Source organism: Brevibacillus sp. AF8, from assembly GCF_021270385.1.
Lineage (GTDB): Bacteria > Bacillota > Bacilli > Brevibacillales > Brevibacillaceae > Brevibacillus.
This window is the reverse complement of record NZ_JAGQDN010000003.1, coordinates 171,047-187,590: the sequence shown is the minus strand read 5'-3', so window position 1 is coordinate 187,590 and position 16,544 is coordinate 171,047. Positions and strand designations below refer to the sequence as shown.

Annotated in this window: 21 protein-coding genes, 1 other RNA gene and 3 riboswitches; of the genes, 14 read left to right on the top strand and 8 right to left on the bottom strand. The window is 48.2% G+C overall.

The window, feature by feature from the left end:
* Positions 1-11: 11 nt before the first annotated feature.
* Positions 12-217: riboswitch (cobalamin riboswitch) on the top strand.
* 156 nt (positions 218-373) lie between these two features.
* Positions 374-511, top strand: a complete 138-nt coding sequence (locus tag KB186_RS07205; RefSeq protein WP_173607641.1) for a hypothetical protein — start codon at positions 374-376, stop codon at positions 509-511.
* A 95-nt stretch (positions 512-606) separates the two neighbouring features.
* A riboswitch (SAM riboswitch) is annotated at positions 607-713 on the top strand.
* Between the two features lie 64 nt (positions 714-777).
* A riboswitch (SAM riboswitch) is annotated at positions 778-889 on the top strand.
* An 87-nt stretch (positions 890-976) separates the two neighbouring features.
* Positions 977-2,242, top strand: a complete 1,266-nt coding sequence (locus tag KB186_RS07200) for a homoserine dehydrogenase (protein ID WP_221868428.1) — start codon at positions 977-979, stop codon at positions 2,240-2,242.
* Positions 2,243-2,304: 62 nt separating this feature from the next.
* Here KB186_RS07200 and KB186_RS07195 read toward each other — a convergent pair whose 3' ends face one another.
* Positions 2,305-3,474 carry a CapA family protein gene (locus KB186_RS07195; protein WP_173608150.1) on the bottom strand — a complete coding sequence of 390 codons (1,170 nt, stop codon included), beginning with the start codon at positions 3,472-3,474 and terminating at the stop codon, positions 2,305-2,307.
* 78 nt (positions 3,475-3,552) lie between these two features.
* Here KB186_RS07195 and KB186_RS07190 point away from each other — a divergent pair, with 78 nt between their 5' ends.
* Positions 3,553-4,368, top strand: coding sequence for a VOC family protein (locus KB186_RS07190; protein ID WP_173608149.1), 816 nt, complete (start codon positions 3,553-3,555; stop codon positions 4,366-4,368).
* Positions 4,369-4,393: 25 nt separating this feature from the next.
* Complete coding sequence (locus KB186_RS07185) at positions 4,394-4,801, top strand: NUDIX hydrolase (protein WP_232773310.1); 408 nt, start codon at positions 4,394-4,396, stop codon at positions 4,799-4,801.
* 35 nt (positions 4,802-4,836) lie between these two features.
* Here KB186_RS07185 and KB186_RS07180 read toward each other — a convergent pair whose 3' ends face one another.
* The gene (locus KB186_RS07180) at positions 4,837-5,316 is read right to left on the bottom strand and encodes a CcdC family protein (protein ID WP_015892012.1); all 480 of its coding nucleotides are present in this window, start codon (positions 5,314-5,316) and stop codon (positions 4,837-4,839) included.
* A gap of 97 nt (positions 5,317-5,413) precedes the next feature.
* On the bottom strand, positions 5,414-6,613 hold the full coding sequence (locus KB186_RS07175; protein WP_221868425.1) for an MFS transporter: 1,200 nt from the start codon (positions 6,611-6,613) through the stop codon (positions 5,414-5,416).
* 193 nt (positions 6,614-6,806) lie between these two features.
* Between KB186_RS07175 and KB186_RS07170 the strand changes: the two genes are divergently transcribed.
* Positions 6,807-7,487, top strand: a complete 681-nt coding sequence (locus KB186_RS07170) for a CPBP family intramembrane glutamic endopeptidase (protein WP_173608146.1) — start codon at positions 6,807-6,809, stop codon at positions 7,485-7,487.
* 24 nt (positions 7,488-7,511) lie between these two features.
* Complete coding sequence (locus KB186_RS07165) at positions 7,512-8,063, top strand: RNA 2'-phosphotransferase (RefSeq protein ID WP_232773309.1); 552 nt, start codon at positions 7,512-7,514, stop codon at positions 8,061-8,063.
* Here the strand turns inward: KB186_RS07165 and KB186_RS07160 are convergent.
* The gene (locus KB186_RS07160) at positions 8,060-8,593 is read right to left on the bottom strand and encodes a DUF309 domain-containing protein (protein ID WP_232773308.1); all 534 of its coding nucleotides are present in this window, start codon (positions 8,591-8,593) and stop codon (positions 8,060-8,062) included. The two genes, KB186_RS07165 and KB186_RS07160, sit on opposite strands and share 4 nt — an antisense overlap.
* 91 nt (positions 8,594-8,684) lie before the next feature.
* Here KB186_RS07160 and KB186_RS07155 point away from each other — a divergent pair, with 91 nt between their 5' ends.
* A complete protein-coding gene (locus KB186_RS07155) occupies positions 8,685-8,936 on the top strand; it encodes a hypothetical protein (protein ID WP_221868422.1) in 252 nt (83 codons plus the stop codon).
* 50 nt (positions 8,937-8,986) lie between these two features.
* Here the strand turns inward: KB186_RS07155 and KB186_RS07150 are convergent, their stop codons facing one another.
* Positions 8,987-9,157, bottom strand: coding sequence for a YjzC family protein (locus KB186_RS07150; protein ID WP_007728413.1), 171 nt, complete (start codon positions 9,155-9,157; stop codon positions 8,987-8,989).
* 281 nt (positions 9,158-9,438) lie between these two features.
* On the opposite strand from KB186_RS07150, the gene KB186_RS07145 reads away from it, so the two are divergent.
* From KB186_RS07145 to ssrS, 5 genes are all read left to right on the top strand, one after another.
* On the top strand, positions 9,439-9,690 hold the full coding sequence (locus KB186_RS07145; protein WP_173608142.1) for a hypothetical protein: 252 nt from the start codon (positions 9,439-9,441) through the stop codon (positions 9,688-9,690).
* Positions 9,691-9,786: 96 nt separating this feature from the next.
* The gene (locus KB186_RS07140; RefSeq protein WP_007728403.1) at positions 9,787-10,137 is read left to right on the top strand and encodes a DUF4870 domain-containing protein; all 351 of its coding nucleotides are present in this window, start codon (positions 9,787-9,789) and stop codon (positions 10,135-10,137) included.
* 132 nt (positions 10,138-10,269) lie between these two features.
* Complete coding sequence (locus KB186_RS07135) at positions 10,270-11,445, top strand: CaiB/BaiF CoA transferase family protein (RefSeq protein ID WP_221868421.1); 1,176 nt, start codon at positions 10,270-10,272, stop codon at positions 11,443-11,445.
* Positions 11,446-11,462: 17 nt separating this feature from the next.
* A complete protein-coding gene (locus KB186_RS07130) occupies positions 11,463-12,233 on the top strand; it encodes an enoyl-CoA hydratase/isomerase family protein (protein ID WP_173608140.1) in 771 nt (256 codons plus the stop codon).
* Between the two features lie 85 nt (positions 12,234-12,318).
* Positions 12,319-12,509, top strand: a non-coding RNA gene (ssrS, locus tag KB186_RS07125) — 6S RNA.
* Between the two features lie 90 nt (positions 12,510-12,599).
* On the opposite strand, the gene KB186_RS07120 is transcribed toward ssrS, so the two are convergent.
* The 3 genes from KB186_RS07120 to KB186_RS07110 are packed head-to-tail and all read right to left on the bottom strand — an operon-like array spanning position 12,600 to position 15,193.
* Complete coding sequence (locus KB186_RS07120) at positions 12,600-13,043, bottom strand: hypothetical protein (protein ID WP_221868420.1); 444 nt, start codon at positions 13,041-13,043, stop codon at positions 12,600-12,602.
* Between the two features lie 32 nt (positions 13,044-13,075).
* The gene (locus KB186_RS07115; RefSeq protein ID WP_047068205.1) at positions 13,076-13,417 is read right to left on the bottom strand and encodes a DUF2512 family protein; all 342 of its coding nucleotides are present in this window, start codon (positions 13,415-13,417) and stop codon (positions 13,076-13,078) included.
* A 36-nt stretch (positions 13,418-13,453) separates the two neighbouring features.
* Complete coding sequence (locus KB186_RS07110; protein WP_173608138.1) at positions 13,454-15,193, bottom strand: Rqc2 family fibronectin-binding protein; 1,740 nt, start codon at positions 15,191-15,193, stop codon at positions 13,454-13,456.
* A gap of 179 nt (positions 15,194-15,372) precedes the next feature.
* Between KB186_RS07110 and KB186_RS07105 the strand changes: the two genes are divergently transcribed.
* Positions 15,373-16,257 (top strand): YicC/YloC family endoribonuclease, encoded by an 885-nt coding sequence (locus KB186_RS07105; RefSeq protein WP_232773307.1) that lies wholly within the window; start codon positions 15,373-15,375, stop codon positions 16,255-16,257.
* 24 nt (positions 16,258-16,281) lie between these two features.
* Positions 16,282-16,542 carry an extracellular matrix/biofilm regulator RemA gene (gene remA, locus KB186_RS07100; RefSeq protein ID WP_015891999.1) on the top strand — a complete coding sequence of 87 codons (261 nt, stop codon included), beginning with the start codon at positions 16,282-16,284 and terminating at the stop codon, positions 16,540-16,542.
* The last annotated feature ends 2 nt before the right edge of the window (positions 16,543-16,544 follow it).

Here is a 16,544-nt window from a genome sequence, read left to right as displayed (position 1 = left end):
AAGAAAAGACAATTTCATAGGTGGAAACAGGTTCCTTAGGGCGTTACCAATTCGCCCCAAGGATAATAGGGAAGCTCGGTGCAAATCCGACACGGTCCCGCCACTGTAAGAGGGGAGTCAGCGTCCAACAAGCCACTGGTCTATCCAAATAGACGGGGAAGGCGACGCTAGACGATGAACCCATAGTCAGGAGACCTGCCTGTTTCGACAACACTGATAGACCTACGGGAGATAGGGAGGTGTTAGAGATGGCTTGCGAAAAACAGCGAGTGGACAAGTACGTCCCTCCTTTTCTGGCATTTTCTAACGATCGTCACGGTCGAGCGGAAAATGCTTTTTTTATTTTGGGCAGGATAAAAGAAGAGGAGGGCGTATGATGATTCAAGTTTTTATTTGCCAATGGTGCGGATATGTTGAGGAAAAGGAGCTGCCTGAGGACTGCCACGAGGGCGTGTTTCATTGCACTTGCTGCAGTATGGAAGAGGTAGAAAGCCTGTTCACCTACAACTGAAAGCTTTGCCAAAATCAGCTTGCAATCAGAAAAGAAAGAATTTTGTTGACGCTTGCCTTGGAATTTCTTAGAATAAAGCTCAACAGCATAAATGGTTCTTATCCAGAGAGGTGGAGGGTCTGGCCCGATGAAGCCCGGCAACCGTTGCATATAGCGACAAGGTGCCAATTCCTGCGAGACGTTTCGTCTCGAAAGATAAGAAGCGGGTTACTCCATTGGTAGATGAACCTTCTTCTTAGCGAAGAAGGTTTTTTAATTTCATATTTTCTTTATCCAGAGAGGTGGAGGGACTGGCCCGATGAAGCCCGGCAACCGTCACGCATATTTTGTGACAAGGTGCCAATTCCTGCAGGACATATACGTCCTGGGAGATAAGGAGGGGGAGCATTAGCTACTTACAAGCCTTCTTCTTATCGAAGATGGCTTTTTCTTTTTATCCAAAATTCGGGGTATGGGGTGGTTAGAATGAGTGCAGAAGTGGTACGCGTAGGATTATTGGGATTGGGGACAGTGGGTGGAGGCGTAATCAAAACGATTCGCTCGCAACAGGAGAAGCTGGCTACTCGTCTGGGTAAACGAATTGAAATCGTCAAGGCATTGGTGCGTGACTCGGAAAAAGAGCGGGCGGTTCATGTCGACCCGGCTTTATTGACAACAGATTTTGAGGATGTATTGAGAAGCGATGTGGATATCGTGGTGGAGGTCATGGGTGGTGTAGAACCTACCTATGACTACGTTCGTGCTTTGATCAAAAAGGGCTGCCATGTGGTAACTGCCAACAAAGAGCTCCTGGCGAAAAAAGGAACAGAGCTAGTCGATTTGGCAAATCAGCATCAAGTGCATCTTGCCTATGAAGCGAGTGTGGCAGGGGGCATCCCGATCTTGAGTGTGCTGAGGCAGTTCCTTCGCACGAATGATATCCAAGGTGTTCGCGGTATTCTCAACGGAACAACGAACTTCATCTTGACGAAAATGGAAGCAGAGCAGCTCTCATATCAGGAGGTGCTCAAGCAAGCGCAGGAGCTGGGCTATGCGGAAGCAGACCCTCGTTCGGATGTAGAAGGCTTCGATGCTATGTACAAATTGTATATCTTGGCACAGCTTGTTTACGGAGAATCGCTGCCTTTAGCGGATGTTGTTCGTAAAGGAATTGCAGATTTGTCAGCAGGTCACATTCGGATTGCAAGCGAGCTGGGGTATCGGATCAAGCTGATCGCACAGGCCTATCAAGCTGAGAAAGGAATTCGCCTATCTGTTGAACCAACCATGCTTCCGCTGAGCCATCCGTTGGCGCAAATCCACGACGCATTTAATGCTGTCCAGCTATCCGGCAACATCGTGGGAGACTTGCTGTTTACAGGAAGAGGGGCGGGAGAGCTTCCTACAGCAAGTGCAGTCGTGGAGGATTTGGCCTATTTATTGACACAGCCATTCACGCCGCATCCTACCTGGAAAGAAAAAACGGCTGACAAAGCTGGAGCTACATCGGACTCGGCAGAACACGTCCTGTGTTATCTTGAGGGCTCATGTCATACTGCGACGCCAGACCGAGTCTTGCATTTCCTTCAGCAGGCAGGAGTGAACGTACATAAGCTAAAAGTCCAATTCGATTTGGGTGGCGTCTTGCGCGCAGGCTTGATCGTGACAGGAATCAGTGAAGAGCATGAGTCTTTGTTGAAAAATGATTTTGGCTTAGAAGTGCGCTGCTTCCCTGTTCTTGAATCTGCGTAAGGAAGAGGAATCATATGAAGAAAAGCCGTATTTCTAGGTATCTGGAAACACGGCTTCTTTTGTCAGGGGGCAGTCTCCACTGCTTTAGCACGTGGCTGCACACGCCCGTCACTTTGAATGTCGACACTCTCAGAAATGGATTCGATGCGTTTTAGCAGGGCAGCGCCATTGCTTTCATTCATGGGTACGGCTTGTCCCAATTCTGCGTGAAACGGAAGCATCGTCAGTTCACAATCGCCGCTTTTCGTACAGCTTGCTTGCAGGACCATCGTTTCCCAAGTCTTGGGTTCGTTTGACCGTGTAAAAATGAAATTGCCAAGACTGTACGCAATCCATTTGTCGTTGTATCGTTCAAAGCCTTGAAGTACGTGGGGATGACCGCCGACAATCAAATCTGCACCAGCATCGATGTAGGCACGGGACAGCTCTTTTTGATGATCGACAGGATAGTCGGAGCGTTCCTTGCCCCAGTGTGCAATCACCACGACGAGATCAGCTTGGCTGTTCGCATCCTGGATCGCTTTCACTGCCAGTGTAGGATCATAGGAAGCGGCCATACCTGGCTGGGAATCTCCTGCAAACCAGCTCGTTTCGGGAATGACCCTGCTGAAGCCGAGAATCGCGATCTTGATGCCGTTCTTTTCTATGAATACAGGTGAATAGGCACGGCTGGCATCTTTACCGGCGCCGACGTATTCAATCCGGTTTTCGTCCAAAGCGTCAAAAGTATCCAACAATCCTGGAACCCCTTGGTCCATGGAGTGGTTATTGGCGAGATTCACCACATCAATCCCCGCGTTTTTCATGGCAGGAACAGCAAGTGGCGATGATTTGTAGACATACTCCTTGTTTTGAGCGGCAACACCTGTGACGGTGATAGGCGTCTCCAAATTGGCAATGGTGATATCATCTTGCAAAAAGAGCGAGCTTACATGTTTATATGGGTAGTCATAGCTGTTTGCGAGTAAGGTTTTCTCAACATTTCCTGACATCATGATGTCACCGACAAAGGTGAGCTGCACAGAAGTCTTTTGGTTCGCGGTATTGTCAGGAGTAGGCTGTGTGTTCGGGTTGGCATGTTCTCCATCCATGGCAATTTGGAATAGGTAGTAGGTTCCGACGACGAAGATGGCCAACAAGCTAAATAGGAGCGTGTTCTTTCCCATACGTACCCATTTTCTGCGTGAGCGCTTGCGCCGAGCATGTATCCGGCTTGATCTGTTCTCGTTCATTTTTCCCCCTTGTCTTTCTATCCTTACATAAATGAAGTTTGATATCCTATAAGTAATACGAAAAAGGGGCGAAAAAAGGTGCGATTAACTTTTGATCATTTGGTTCATTTTGTACATCGGACTCCACAGGAAGCAGCGGAACAATTTTGCCAAGCGGGTTTTCATGCGGTAGCTGGAGGGCGTCATGCGTCTTGGGGGACATGGAATAGCCTTAGTTATTTCGGGCTTTCTTATGTTGAATTTTTGGCGGTTGAACACCAGGAGCTTGCTCGACAATCAGAGAATCCGCTCGTACGTCAATGTATCGAGGATGAAGCAAAGGGGGAAGGATTCGGTCAGATTGCGCTTCGGACCAACGAGATGGATGCGTGGGCAGAGCGCCTGCGAAGCCAAGGCTTGCAGGTTACTGGACCTGTTGCGGGAAATCGTACGCGTGATGATGGTACGACGCTTCGGTGGCGGATGTTGTTTCTCGAGGATACAGATAGTGCTCTTCTCCCGCCATTTCTCATTGAATGGTCGCAAACGGATGAAGAGAGAAGAGAAGATTTGACGAATCGCGGTATGATTGCCGCACATCCGAACGGTGCAGCTCATCTCCAGTCAGTAGGCTATGCAGTAAAGGATCTGGAAGAAGCGACAGCCCGTTGGCAAAGCTGGTTTGGGTGGGAGAAGAGCGAAGTATTCCACGATAAAAAACTGGGGGCTATCTGCCAAGCATTTGAACTTCCGGGGGGAAATGTAGTGCTTTGCCAACCGACTGAGGAGGGATTGGCGCAGACGGCATGGAAAAATCGCGGGCAAAGACCGTTTTTTGCGAAGCTCGCAGGAGCATGCAAGAATAGCGAGTATAAGATTGGTGGAGGATCTTACTTTCTGGCAGCGCTGGAGTAGTCGTTTAAAAAAGGGAGGCGTACATATGGGATCACCTCGGCATACGATTTCCGCAGCAGCGATTGTTATTAATGAGCGTCAGGAGATTTTATTGATCAAGGGTCCGCGCAGAGGATGGGAAATGCCCGGTGGAAAAGTAGAAGAGGGCGAATCTCTCAAGGAGGCAGCCATTCGAGAGACGAAGGAAGAGTGCGGTTTAGAGATTGAAGTGACGAAATTTTGCGGTATTTTTCAAAATGTGAGGAAAAGCCTCTGCAATGCGTTATTTTTAGCCAAACCGATCGGCGGAAAATTGATCACGACCCCGGAATGCTTGCAGGCAGGCTTTTTTCCGGTAGAGGAAGCGCTGGAGATGGTCACCTGGAAAAACTTCCGGCAACGGATTGAGTTGTGTTTGCGAGAAGAAGAGCATCCGTTTTATGTAGAATTTTAAGAAAGAAACCACCTCGCATTGGAGGTGGTTTTCTATTAGGTACCAAACGTCTTTTTGGTTAAGTTCCGGTACATCACCAGCATCGCGATACGCCAAGGCACGAGCATACCGAATGCGAGCAAGAAGAACAGTCCACCTGTTTGAATCGGTGTAAAGCTATCATTGATCAACAGTTTAATAATCAGCCGGATGACCAACAGACCGGACAAAATGAAGAAAAACGCACGGGACCGTTTCAGATACACATCTTGCCCAATGATTTCAAAACGTGATGTCATAATCAACGGAATCGAAAAGATAACCCCAACCACAAAGGCTGCAATATCAAACTTGGGCGGTAATTGCGCCTCCGGGAACAAAAACATCGCAAACCCTGTCGCCATAAAGAATGGTGGCAAAATAATGCTTTTTGCAGAAGCCGGCTTTTTTTGCCGACGCATTCTCAAAAAGATCACTGCAATAGCCATCACGAGAGGCAGCAAGATTCCCAAAACGGGAGAGGAAAGTATCTGCATGGAAAAACGCCTCCATAAGTGTTCAACATACTTCAATAGTGTACACCAAAGCATGGTCGATAGGAAAGCGTTTGTCATGGTACGTTATATGCCGATACTAGGCAGCTGCTTCATCGTGGGAGCGGACATCCAGCTTATGCTTTTTACTGTAGATGAAAGTCAACAAGCCAAAGAGCAATGTCAGCGAGCCGATGAAGAGGAGGTAGCCGCTAATGCCGAGAAGGTCCAGCCCAACTCCTGTAATTGCGAGAGCCAACAAGAAGAACCCACGATCCAGCATGCTTTTGAAAGAAAAGAATCGCCCTTGCTGGTGTGGAGGTAGGCGCTTCTGGAAAATCGTTGCGATGACCGGAAAGAAGAAAGCAACGACAAAGCCGAACACGGAGAAGGAAGCAAGCACCATGAATTTGTTATCCGCGAATGACATGCCAAACTGGGACAGCGCGAAGAAGAAGAGCATGATGGTGGACGCTGCCACGAGGTTTCTGCGGCCTATCCAACGTTTGGCCAAGAGCCCTCCAATCAAAATGCTGATTCCTTCTGCTGCATAGATCCATCCCATGAGCTGAGGTTCCTGCTGCAGTTCGCTAAAGTTCAAGATCATCAGGTTCACACCTCCAAGGAACAAGGTGATCAACCCATTATTAATCAACCCGACAAACAAAGCCGGGTCTTGTCGCGAGATCGTCAGTACTTCGCGGAACTCCACTTTTTCCTGAATTTTCCGAGAAGTGACGGGTGGAATGCGGAGAAAGAGCGTGACCACAGCGAGTACTGCATACGCGATGATAGAGCAGACATATAGCATGGACAGGTCCATGGATGCGACGAGTATACCGCCGATTGCTGTTCCTCCAATGCGCGAGAGGGTAGAGATATTCAAATATGCGCTGTTTGCCTTGAGTAACTCGTCCTGGGAAAGGATGGCTGGCAAGGAAGCCTGCACGGTCGGAAAATAAAAAGCAGCAGAGCATTGCATCACGATCAAAGATACGATCATCCACAGAAGAGAATCGTTTGCAAGAGCAGGGAACATGAAGACTGGGCTGAGTGTTCGGACCACACTGGCAAACAGCATGATCTTGCCTTTGTCGTACATGTCAATCACCACACCCGCTTTTGGGGCGAGGAGAATGCTGACCACCAATCCACACATCAGAATCAAGCCCTTCACCGTATCAGAAGGAACGAGTTTCTGCATGAACGCAAGATTGGCAATAATCGAAATCCACATGCCCGCTCCCGCGACGATCTCTCCGCTCATTAAAAGCAGAAAGGTACGATTACGCCATAACATGAGAGCCACTCCAAACATTCGTTAGATAGGTAAAAATTTGAACCGAACCATTTTTTGATAAAAAGCGATTTATCTAGTATAGCATTCATGCAAACGCTTGTATATTTATTGTCTTTGTGGGTATTCTTCGTATTTATAACGGACAAACTAACGCAATACTGCGGCCATTACGCACAAAAGGAGCTATTCGTAAATGGCGCGAAAACGAACGTTACTACTGTTGATCGTGTACGGATTTGCTGCGACACTCACGATCTTTTACGGACTGGTGGAAAAGCATAGCGTCATTATCACGTTCTTTTCTTTTCATGTGCTCGTTTGCATCTGTATTCCCGTCATTCACGCATGGTGGGAGGGAGATTTGCGAAAGCACTGGCGTTTCGCGTGGGGAAGTTTTGAATGGCAGGGTACTTTATACGGACTGGCACTTGGCGTTCTGATGTTGACAGGAGTGCTGGCTGGACTTTGGTTGCTCTTGCAGGAACCGGGAAGACCGGAAGTCGTTCGAGCAGGTATGGAAGCATGGGGGATTGAGCGCCGCTGGATTTTGGTTTTTGCTGGCTATCTTATTTTCATTAACTCGCTGCTGGAAGAATTGTTTTGGCGAGGCTTCGTATTGCAGCGGTTTCGTGCATCCTTGTCCCGCTTGATGTCCATTTTCCTTTCTGGCTTCTTTTATTCTTTGTATCACCTGATTATCTCTACGATCTTATTTGGTTTTCGAAACGGCTTGTTAATTACCTCGTTGGTTTTGGGCGCTGGGCTGATATGGGGATGGATGAAAGAAATGTTTCCTTCGATTTATCCAAACTGGATTAGCCATTTACTCGCGGATTTGGGTCTGGCAATAGCTGTGGTTCTCTGGATTTATTGACCGGATAGGAGGAGGGCGGAACGGATGCTGGCCATTCATGAAGAAACGAGACTTCGCAAGCGACTGCTCAGTATACTTCGGCAAAACAGTGAAGCATTTCAACTCTACTATGACACGTATGGGTATACCCCGGTCGAGCCGTTGCTGAAATATCTTCATACGCTGAAAGGGTGCGCATATATAACGAGGCAAGATCTTCATCAAGTCATGGAATTCGATCCGGAGCGAAGTATCGAATGGGACGGAGGAGCACTCATTCGTGTTACCTACGGCTTTTTGCCCTCGATTGCAAAAAGCAGGCTCATGGAGATCGTGCCACCTGACGTTCTCTACTACGGGACACATCGAAAGTTATTGAAACAAGTACTCACTGGCGGTCTGTTGCCGATTGCCAGTGAGTTTGTGCAGCTTGCGGATAGACCGGAGCATATCGGAGAGCCGACAGACACATTGCGCCTCGTCACTGTGAATGCAAAGGAGGCCTATGAAGCCGGCATTTGCTTTTACCGAGTGGGTGAGCGCTATTGTTTGAGTGATGCTGTCCCAGCCACTTTTTTGCAGTTGTACGCAGATTAGCTTGACTCGTTGTTTCGACGTGCTTCGCGCATTTGTAGCTGGTGCTGGCGTTCTGCCAAAACGTCGCTGCGATCCCTCAAGGTATGCTTATTCAGCAAGTAGGCGTCTTGCATATCGCTATCCCGATCTTCTGGGTGATTTTGCATCGCACAAGCCTCTTGATACGCTTTTTTCAAGGAATCGGACATCGGCAAGGACAGGCTTCGATAGGGCAGACCATTTTGCATTTCCGTCAGGCGCTCTTCAAGCAGGCTTACCAGACTGGCACTATCCAACCCGAGCTTCTGAATGTCAAGATGATGCTTTTTGACAAGGGAAATGGCGCTCGTGAGCATTTTGATTGCACCTGACTGATTCCCGCGTCTCTGGTGATAAAGAGCGACGGAGATTTGAATCAAACCTACCCACACTAGCTGTCGCTCATGGGGAGGAGCGCTTTTCCAATACTCCTCGAGAATCTCATGACACTCAAAATAATCGCGTTCTACATGAAATTGGATTAAATAATCCAGATATGGTTGCGGATACATGGTGATCTTCACCTCACTGCTTGGTTTTCAATGGTTCGTTTATGTACTATTATAAAGCATAGAGAGTAGAAAATGAGGTGTAAAACCATTTATGACAAGAGATGAACTCGTAGCTGTATTGGAAAAAAAGCGAATGACCGAAATCATAGAACTGATCGAGGATGCTGAACAGGGCGAACTGGAAGAGCTCGAGCTCGTGGAAAGCCTGGGATTGCTCATGGATCAGGAGTTGAACAAAGAAGTCCTTTCGTTGTTGGAGAGCTTGGGTGTCACCATTATTTACTTGAGCGGCGATGAAGAAGACGAAGAGGAAGAAAACGACGACGAAGACGACGACATTTAGGAAAAAAGAGAACCAACCTTGTGCATGTTGCCAGGTTGGTTTTTGCATTCTTACTTTTGTGTCCATACGCGATTTTTATTTCGTGTAGCGGGGAACTTTTCCCCTCTGGAAAGCTCGATGATCATCGGGTCCTGCACGCTTGCACCGGACTCACCAATCTCCATGTATACGGCATTTTTCGGAGACTTTTCTCCTTCACGAAAACGGCTGTGTTCTCCCACGAAGGCACCTTCTTCCTAAGGAATTGTCATCTGAATTAGTATGACCCCGTATACAGGCTTCATGCCCTCGCTCCTGTTGACGATAGATTTTGAATTCCTGTACGATCATTTCCATTCGCAGCGCCGGAAAAAGTGCGATCCAATCAGCGTTTGACCACTCCTGCTAGTGAATTGCCTACGAGACATCCGCTGATTTTGATTCGTATATAGACTTCTGTCCATGCCGATATGTCTTCACCTACATACCTTGTAGATGTAACGAACAGGAAGGGGTGAGGTTAATGAGTTGCGGATGCAGAAGATCTCGTCGCAGATGCTTTAAATGCTGCGAAAAGAAAGTGTACAGAAAGCATTGCTTCTACAAGCCACACTACAAAACCCATTGTAAACCATACGGTCGTAGCTGTGGACACGGTCACTTTGGTGGTTATGACCACTTCGGCGGCGGTTACGGCGGTTACGATGGTTACGGCTCCTCTTATGGTGGCGGATACGGCGGCGGTTACGGTGGAAGTCACGAGAGCAAGTATTAATAGAGAAAGGCGCCAAAGTGGCGCTTTTTTCGTTTTTTCGCAAGTTTTGCACAATTTTTCGTACAATAGAGGAAAAGGATTAATGGAGGTATGGGTATGCAATTCCTGAATGGGAAAGAGGAACGAATGTGGGCGATGATCGTACATCTATCTGCCTTCCTTGGTTTTATCGTTCCGTTCGGCAATGTACTAGGACCTTTAATCGTATGGTTGATCAAACGTGAAGAAGGAGCCTTTTTTTATCAGCATGGAAAAGAGGCCTTGAATTTTAGTATCTCGGTGACGATTTATGCCGCCATTTCAAGTTTGTTGATCATTATTTTTATTGGCGTACTATTATTGGGAGCCCTCTTTATTTTTTGGGCGATTTTCGTTATTATCGCTGCGGTGAAAGCGAATGAGGGAAAGGAATTCCGTTACCCGCTCACTCTCCGGTTTATCAAATAACCGTTCTTGGGAAAGTCGTTCCGCAGGGGACGGCTTTTTTTATTTGTTTGAATTTTCTATTAAAAAAAGAGGGTGAACAGTCGTTCATCTCGAATTCCAAATGAGTGTAGTCGGTGAAGGGGGAGTCAAATCATGCTGACAGGAGTGACGATAGTCGATTTTTCTCGCCATCTTCCAGGTCCGATTTGTACGATGCGCCTGGCTGATTTGGGGGCAGAGGTCATCGAGGTGGAACCGTATCACGACAATGCTCACTCATCGTTAACCAGGCCAACTCAATCCGAAGCTAGAGAGACGGGAGCGTTTTACCTGCGTTCACATCGCAATCATAAAAGTATTTCCTTGAATTTGCGGACAAATGAGGGAAAAGCGCTCGCGTTTGCTCTGGCCAGACAGGCTGATGTCGTGGTGGAAAGCTATCGACCCGGTGTGATGCGACATTTGGGACTTGATTATGATCGCCTGTGGGAGATGCACCCTGCGGTTATTTATTGTTCTGTGACGGGCTATGGTCAAAGCGGGGAGCTATACCAAATAGGGGGGCATGACTTGAATGTCCAGGCAGTAAGCGGATTTCTCTCGCTGGTTCGCGATCTGGAAGGAAAGCCCGTTGTTGCTGATACTCCGCTTACTGATTACGCACTTGGGCTGTATGCCAGTGAACAAATATGTGCGGCGCTTGTGCAACGTGCGCGGACAGGACGAGGAGCTTATTTGGATGTATCATCGGCTGACTTGTTTAGTTCTTGGACAGGGCTTCATGCGCTGTTTATGACATACAGTTCGTCGATTGGACGGGAAACAGGAAGAGGGAATTTGCTGGCGTACCAGGTTTTTGAGACAGCAGACGGTCAGTATGTCGCGCTTGCTGCCCTGGAAGAGAAGTTCTGGCTCAATTTTTGCCGCGCGGTAGGAAGAGCAGACTGGGAGCTATGCCACCTGGCGAGCGTTGCTGAGTATCCAGAAGTGTTTGACGATATGAAAGCACTGTTTCTGTCCAGAACCCAAGCCGAGTGGAGTGAGTTGGGCAGCGAAGTGGATTGCTGTCTGACCGCTGTTGAAGATTGGGAAAACTGGGCAGACAATCCGTACGTTGCGAACAGGGAGATAGCGTATACGCTTCCTTATTTGGAAAAGAAGTCGTTCAATCAAGAGGGGAGCTTCTCGCATCGTTACAGGGCAGAGAGGTTGTCACCCCCATGGCACACCGATTACACGCACGAACTGCTCAAACGCAAGCTGAACCTGACAGAGGAAGATCTGAACAGGCTGCACAGGCAGGGGGTTATACCTGCTGCTTCTTTATAGGAAAGGGTGAGAAAATCATGGAACAGGATCATCAAACGCAATTAATCGTAACAAAAGCTGGTGGAATCTGCACGATTACGCTCAACAGACCACATGTCCTCAATGCGATGACGGTAGAAATGTTTTCGCTTTTGCAGGACGCGATCGCAAAAGCTTCAGCCGATGAGGAAGTCGATATGCTTATTTTGCGGGGAGCAGGAGGGAACTTTTGCTCCGGTGCTGATTTGGGCGTGTTGACTGCGCTGACGGATAAGAGTGACGCTGATCAATCATTGACGATCATTAATGATTTCATCACCAATTTGCATCAAATGCCAAAGCCTGTGATTGCCGTTATCGAGGGAGTAGCTGTTGGAGCGGGACTCAATCTCGCGTTGCATGCTGATTTTGTCATTGCGACGGAAGATGCACTGTTGCAGGAGCCTTTTGTCCAGATCGGTCTGACAACGGATTTTGGTGGGACGTACCTTTTGCCGAAGCTTGTTGGTACCGCGTGGGCGAAGCGGCTCGCACTCCTGGGAGAAAAGATAACAGGGAAAAAAGCGGAGGAAATCGGCTTGATCTATCGAGCGGTAGAAGCAAGTCAAGTCGAAAGTGAGGTTGAAAAATTGGTTGCTGCGGTATTACGCCTGCCCAAACAAGCGTATGCTATAACAAAAGAAGGGGTGGGACGCTGCCACACAAACAGCCTAGAATACGCTCTGGCCTGGGAAAAGCAACAGCAGCCGTCCCTGATCGCACGTCCTGAATTTCAGACGCTTGTACAAGCGAAATTAAAGCGGACGTAGCGATAGGCTATTTTGCGCTCGGAAAAGTCCAAAGGGAACTTTATCCGTTGAGCAATGGACCATTCTGTGTTAAAGTAGGGATATCAAGATCCTGCGATGTACGATAGGCCGTAAATGTTTCTAACCTTATACGTGTTTTTTGGGAGACGGAAACTGTGATGGATGTCAGGCCCACCTCCTTTTTGGATGCATGGGAAGGCTGAAGTGCAGAAGGGTCGCCCACCTGTGTGAGCGCAGGTTATAGAAACATGAGGTCAACGGCAGAGCGGGGACTTGGCCGTTTATGAATGCAATGAATTGCCGATAGCACAAAAACAAAAACCACTTGGAATCAGCTTCCAGGTGGTTTTTGTTTTTGCCTTCAAATTAATGAGTGGTTTTGTTTTGCTTGCCCGAGCTGTGACCCTGCCCTTGTTTTTGTGAGCCCTGGTCTTGATCTCCGTGATCGACAATGGTCAGGTCTTTTTCAAGGGTTTGGGAGTCTTGGGCGTCTTGAAGAATTTGATACATTTGCAGGAAGTTTGCTTTTTGTCCCTCAGGAATTCCTTTAATGCGAACGGTCAACTCTTGCGGGCCGCCGCCATTTTGCTGCTGCCCACCTTGGCTGTTCCCATGCCCGCTGTGTTCATTTGAACTCGGTTGTTCATCGAGAAAACTGAGAAACATCGAGTCGCTGTCTTGGTCTTGTTGGTTGTTTTGTCCGCCGTCATGTGATTGCTGCCCTTGTCCGTTTCCGCCTTGTCCGCCTTGCTGCTCAAACAGCACGTTGAATTCGTTAAGATCGGTCTGGATGATGCCAATGACGTTCATCCTGATCCTCCTTCCAAAATAGAAATGATGCTTCAGCCCGGATGTTTGGAATGGTGGACACCGTGCCGTTGCAGGTAACCATGGAAAAAGTATTCGACCACCGTAATGGCAAATGCCGTCAACAACAAACCAGATAAGGATATGGTTTGACCAAACAAGTAACAGCCAAGCCACAAGGAGGCATACACGAACAAGAAATCAGCGGAGCTCGCAAACGTATTGTTCGTACGTGGGAGGATTGTCAAATCCAGTACATAACCCAGTAAACTGACAATCACGCTTGCGAGCACAGCAAACATAAGGGACGTCCCCGACCACCAAAGCCCTGGAATGGCGATGATTCCGTTAAACAAGAGCTTGAGAACGATGTTCAAAGTGCGAACACCACCTTTCATGCCCTTAGTATGAACTTAGGTAGTCGCACTATTCGTAGAAGAGGTGTTTGATTTTAAACGGCGGATCAATGCTTCATCTGGTGTTACATACAGCGTTCGTTGCTGCTCGTAGATCACATAGCCAGGCTTGGCCCCGCTCGGTTTTTTTACATGCTTGACGAGCGTGTAATCTACGGGAATTTGGCTGCCTTCTTTGGCTCGACTGAAATAAGCCGCCAGATTCGCAGCTTCCAGCAACGTTTTATCCGAAAATTCCCGAGCGCGAATGACGACATGGGACCCAGGGATATCCTTGGTGTGCAGCCATGTTTCTTGCGACGATGCGAGCTTGTTGGTCAAGTATTCATTTTGTTTATTGTTTTTGCCGACCAAAATTTCAATGCCGTCCGAAGAAAGGTATGTATCAAGCTCAGGTCTGGTATCTTTTTTCTTGCGCGGACCGCGTTTTTTACGATCCCGCATGTAGCCTTGCTCAACGAGCTCCTCGCGAATTTCTTCGGCATCTTTTAAGGTGGCATGTTCCAGTTGAACCAATACGCCGTCCAAATACAAGAGTTCAGCCTGCGCTTGTTCAATCTGCTCACTCACGATGGAGAGGCTGTTTTTGGCCTTGTTATACCGCTTGTAATACGACTGCAAATTTTCCGACGGGGTCTTCAATGGGTCGAGAGGTATGGTGATGGTATCTCCCACTTCGTCATACCAGTTAACTGTGACGAGCTCTCGATCCCCTCGCTTCATTTGGTGCATATTGGCGGTGATCAATTCCCCGTACAAGCGGAACTGGTCTGCTTCATGCGCATCTTGCAGCGTTTGCTCGAGCTTCTCGATTTTCTTTTCATTTTTATTGCGCTCAGAGGTGACAAAGCGAATCAAATCGTGCGCACGTTGCTTGACAGTGTCACGGAGCGCCTTTCCTTCGTAAAATGCCTGCAAGCATTCTTGGACGGAAGGATAAGGGGTGGTAACCCCGTTTGAGAGATGAGTCAGCTCGACGACGTGAAAATACGCTTTGCCATTCGCCTCAACAATGGATGGTGCATATTCATGTTCGTTGATTGCCTTTATTACCTGTGAAAAGGCAGCCCACAATGTTTCACGATTCGCGAGCCCTGCTCTGTGCAAAATTTCTTTTGCCAGTAAGGGACTGATCCCGGTATAGCCATCTACGATTTGCTTGTCCAAACGACCGCTGTTCCAGTCGAGGGAAGAAAGAAACGCTTGCTCGGTTACAGTGAGAGGGTCGCGTTTATCTTGGTTCGGAGGAGAGACGTAAGGTCTGCCAGGCGTTACTTGTCTGTACTGGCTAATGGCCAGCGTCACATGCATGGCGCTATCCAAAATCACTCCGGTTGCAGGATCGATGAGGATGATGTTACTGTGCTTGCCCATGATCTCTACAATAATTCGGCGGACAGCCGTGTCACCCAGCTCATCCCGGGTGCGTACATCGATGTGAATGATTCGCTCCATCCCGATTTGCTCGACAGATTCAATGACGCCGCCTTCACAATGCTTGCGCAATAGCATGCAAAACATCGGAGCTTCCAGCGGATTCGTGAATTCTTCTGTCGTGATGTGAAGCCTCGGATAGGTCGGGTTTGCAGACAGGAGGAACTTTACTGTTTCTCCTTGTGTCCGTACTTGCATAACAATATCGCTATGGTGGGGCTGGTGGATTTTCGAGATGCGTCCTCCTACCAGTTTATGTAATTCCCGCGCAACGGAGCGGGTTACTACGCCATCAAATGCCACAAAAGTCACCTCAGATCAAAAAAATGGCTAGAATAATAGATAGACAGCTGCCAGTCACAGTGTAGCATAAGTCAGAGCAAGGAGGAATCTTCTCAATGGTGGGGCTGCTTCGGTTGACACTGCCAAGAGTTGTCTCCTATAATAAATTAACGATTTTGCGTCTATGGAAGTGAAAACTTGTGATTCGAAGCATGACTGGTTACGGTAGAAAAGAAGATAGCAAAGGCTCCATTCGAGCAACAGTCGAGATTCGTGCAGTGAATCACCGTTTTTCTGAGATTGTCGTGCGCCTGCCCAAAGCATGGAATATGCTTGAGGATTCGATTCGTAAGTTGGTCGCACAGTATGTCAGAAGAGGGCGTGTCGATGTCACTGTCTCAGTGGAAGGGAAAAATTCTTCTGCTACGGTCATGGACATTGACTGGGATGTAGCTGAACAGCTCGTCTCCATTTCCCGCGAGATGACTCAGCGTTTTTCGCTAGAGACGCCTTTAACCGTCAAGGATCTGCTACACTTTCCTGGCGTGATACATACCAAAGAGTCAGAGGACAATGTGGAGGAGCTGGCAGAGTGGCTCCAAGACCTGGTCAGGGCCGCAGCAATGGATCTCGTTTCGATGAAAGAGACCGAGGGTAAACTGCTGCATGCTGATCTAGCCAGTCGCCTGACTGCCGTCAACACATGGACCCGGGAGATCTCCCAGTTGGCCCCACTTTGTAGGGAAGATTACAAGGGCCGACTTGAGCAACGCGTTAGTGAGTGGGCCGGTTTGACACCTTTTGAATTGGACCCTGCTCGTGTAGCGCAAGAGGTTGCCTTTTTCGCTGATAAAAGTGATATTAGTGAAGAGTTGACCCGTTTAGATAGTCATTGCCAACAGTTTGCCAATCAATTAGGCAAAGAAGAAGCAATTGGTCGAAAACTGGATTTTCTGCTCCAGGAAATGAATCGGGAAGCCAATACGATTGCTTCCAAAGCGAATCATTTGCGCATTCAGCATTTGGCTGTCGAGATCAAGACAGAACTGGAGAAAATGCGGGAGCAAATACAGAATGTCGAGTAGCATGAAAGGATGGGCTGGGCCGTCATGGCAATCAAGCTAATCAATATCGGTTTTGGCAACATCGTCAATGCCAACCGCATTATTTCAATTGTAAGTCCGGAGTCCGCTCCTATCAAACGGATCATCCAGGAAGCGCGCGATCGCAACATGCTAGTGGACGCTACCTATGGGAGACGTACACGTGCGGTCATTATTACAGACAGCGATCACGTGATTTTGTCAGCGGTACAGCCTGAAACAGTGGCGCAGCGCTTGACAACGAAGGATGACGAATCGGACGAATAAAG

Coding starts and splice junctions, on each gene's coding strand:
- KB186_RS07170 (WP_173608146.1), top strand. CDS start 6,807: ATGGCGCGAAAACGAACGTTACTACTGTTGATCGTGTACGGATTTGCT.
- KB186_RS07205 (WP_173607641.1), top strand. CDS start 374: ATGATGATTCAAGTTTTTATTTGCCAATGGTGCGGATATGTTGAGGAA.
- KB186_RS07195 (WP_173608150.1), bottom strand. CDS start 3,474: ATGAACGAGAACAGATCAAGCCGGATACATGCTCGGCGCAAGCGCTCA.
- KB186_RS07160 (WP_232773308.1), bottom strand. CDS start 8,593: ATGTATCCGCAACCATATCTGGATTATTTAATCCAATTTCATGTAGAA.
- KB186_RS07165 (WP_232773309.1), top strand. CDS start 7,512: ATGCTGGCCATTCATGAAGAAACGAGACTTCGCAAGCGACTGCTCAGT.
- KB186_RS07180 (WP_015892012.1), bottom strand. CDS start 5,316: ATGCAGATACTTTCCTCTCCCGTTTTGGGAATCTTGCTGCCTCTCGTG.
- KB186_RS07200 (WP_221868428.1), top strand. CDS start 977: ATGAGTGCAGAAGTGGTACGCGTAGGATTATTGGGATTGGGGACAGTG.
- KB186_RS07130 (WP_173608140.1), top strand. CDS start 11,463: ATGGAACAGGATCATCAAACGCAATTAATCGTAACAAAAGCTGGTGGA.
- KB186_RS07145 (WP_173608142.1), top strand. CDS start 9,439: ATGAGTTGCGGATGCAGAAGATCTCGTCGCAGATGCTTTAAATGCTGC.
- remA (WP_015891999.1), top strand. CDS start 16,282: ATGGCAATCAAGCTAATCAATATCGGTTTTGGCAACATCGTCAATGCC.
- KB186_RS07140 (WP_007728403.1), top strand. CDS start 9,787: ATGCAATTCCTGAATGGGAAAGAGGAACGAATGTGGGCGATGATCGTA.
- KB186_RS07135 (WP_221868421.1), top strand. CDS start 10,270: ATGCTGACAGGAGTGACGATAGTCGATTTTTCTCGCCATCTTCCAGGT.
- KB186_RS07155 (WP_221868422.1), top strand. CDS start 8,685: ATGACAAGAGATGAACTCGTAGCTGTATTGGAAAAAAAGCGAATGACC.
- KB186_RS07185 (WP_232773310.1), top strand. CDS start 4,394: ATGGGATCACCTCGGCATACGATTTCCGCAGCAGCGATTGTTATTAAT.
- KB186_RS07120 (WP_221868420.1), bottom strand. CDS start 13,043: ATGAACGTCATTGGCATCATCCAGACCGATCTTAACGAATTCAACGTG.
- KB186_RS07175 (WP_221868425.1), bottom strand. CDS start 6,613: ATGTTATGGCGTAATCGTACCTTTCTGCTTTTAATGAGCGGAGAGATC.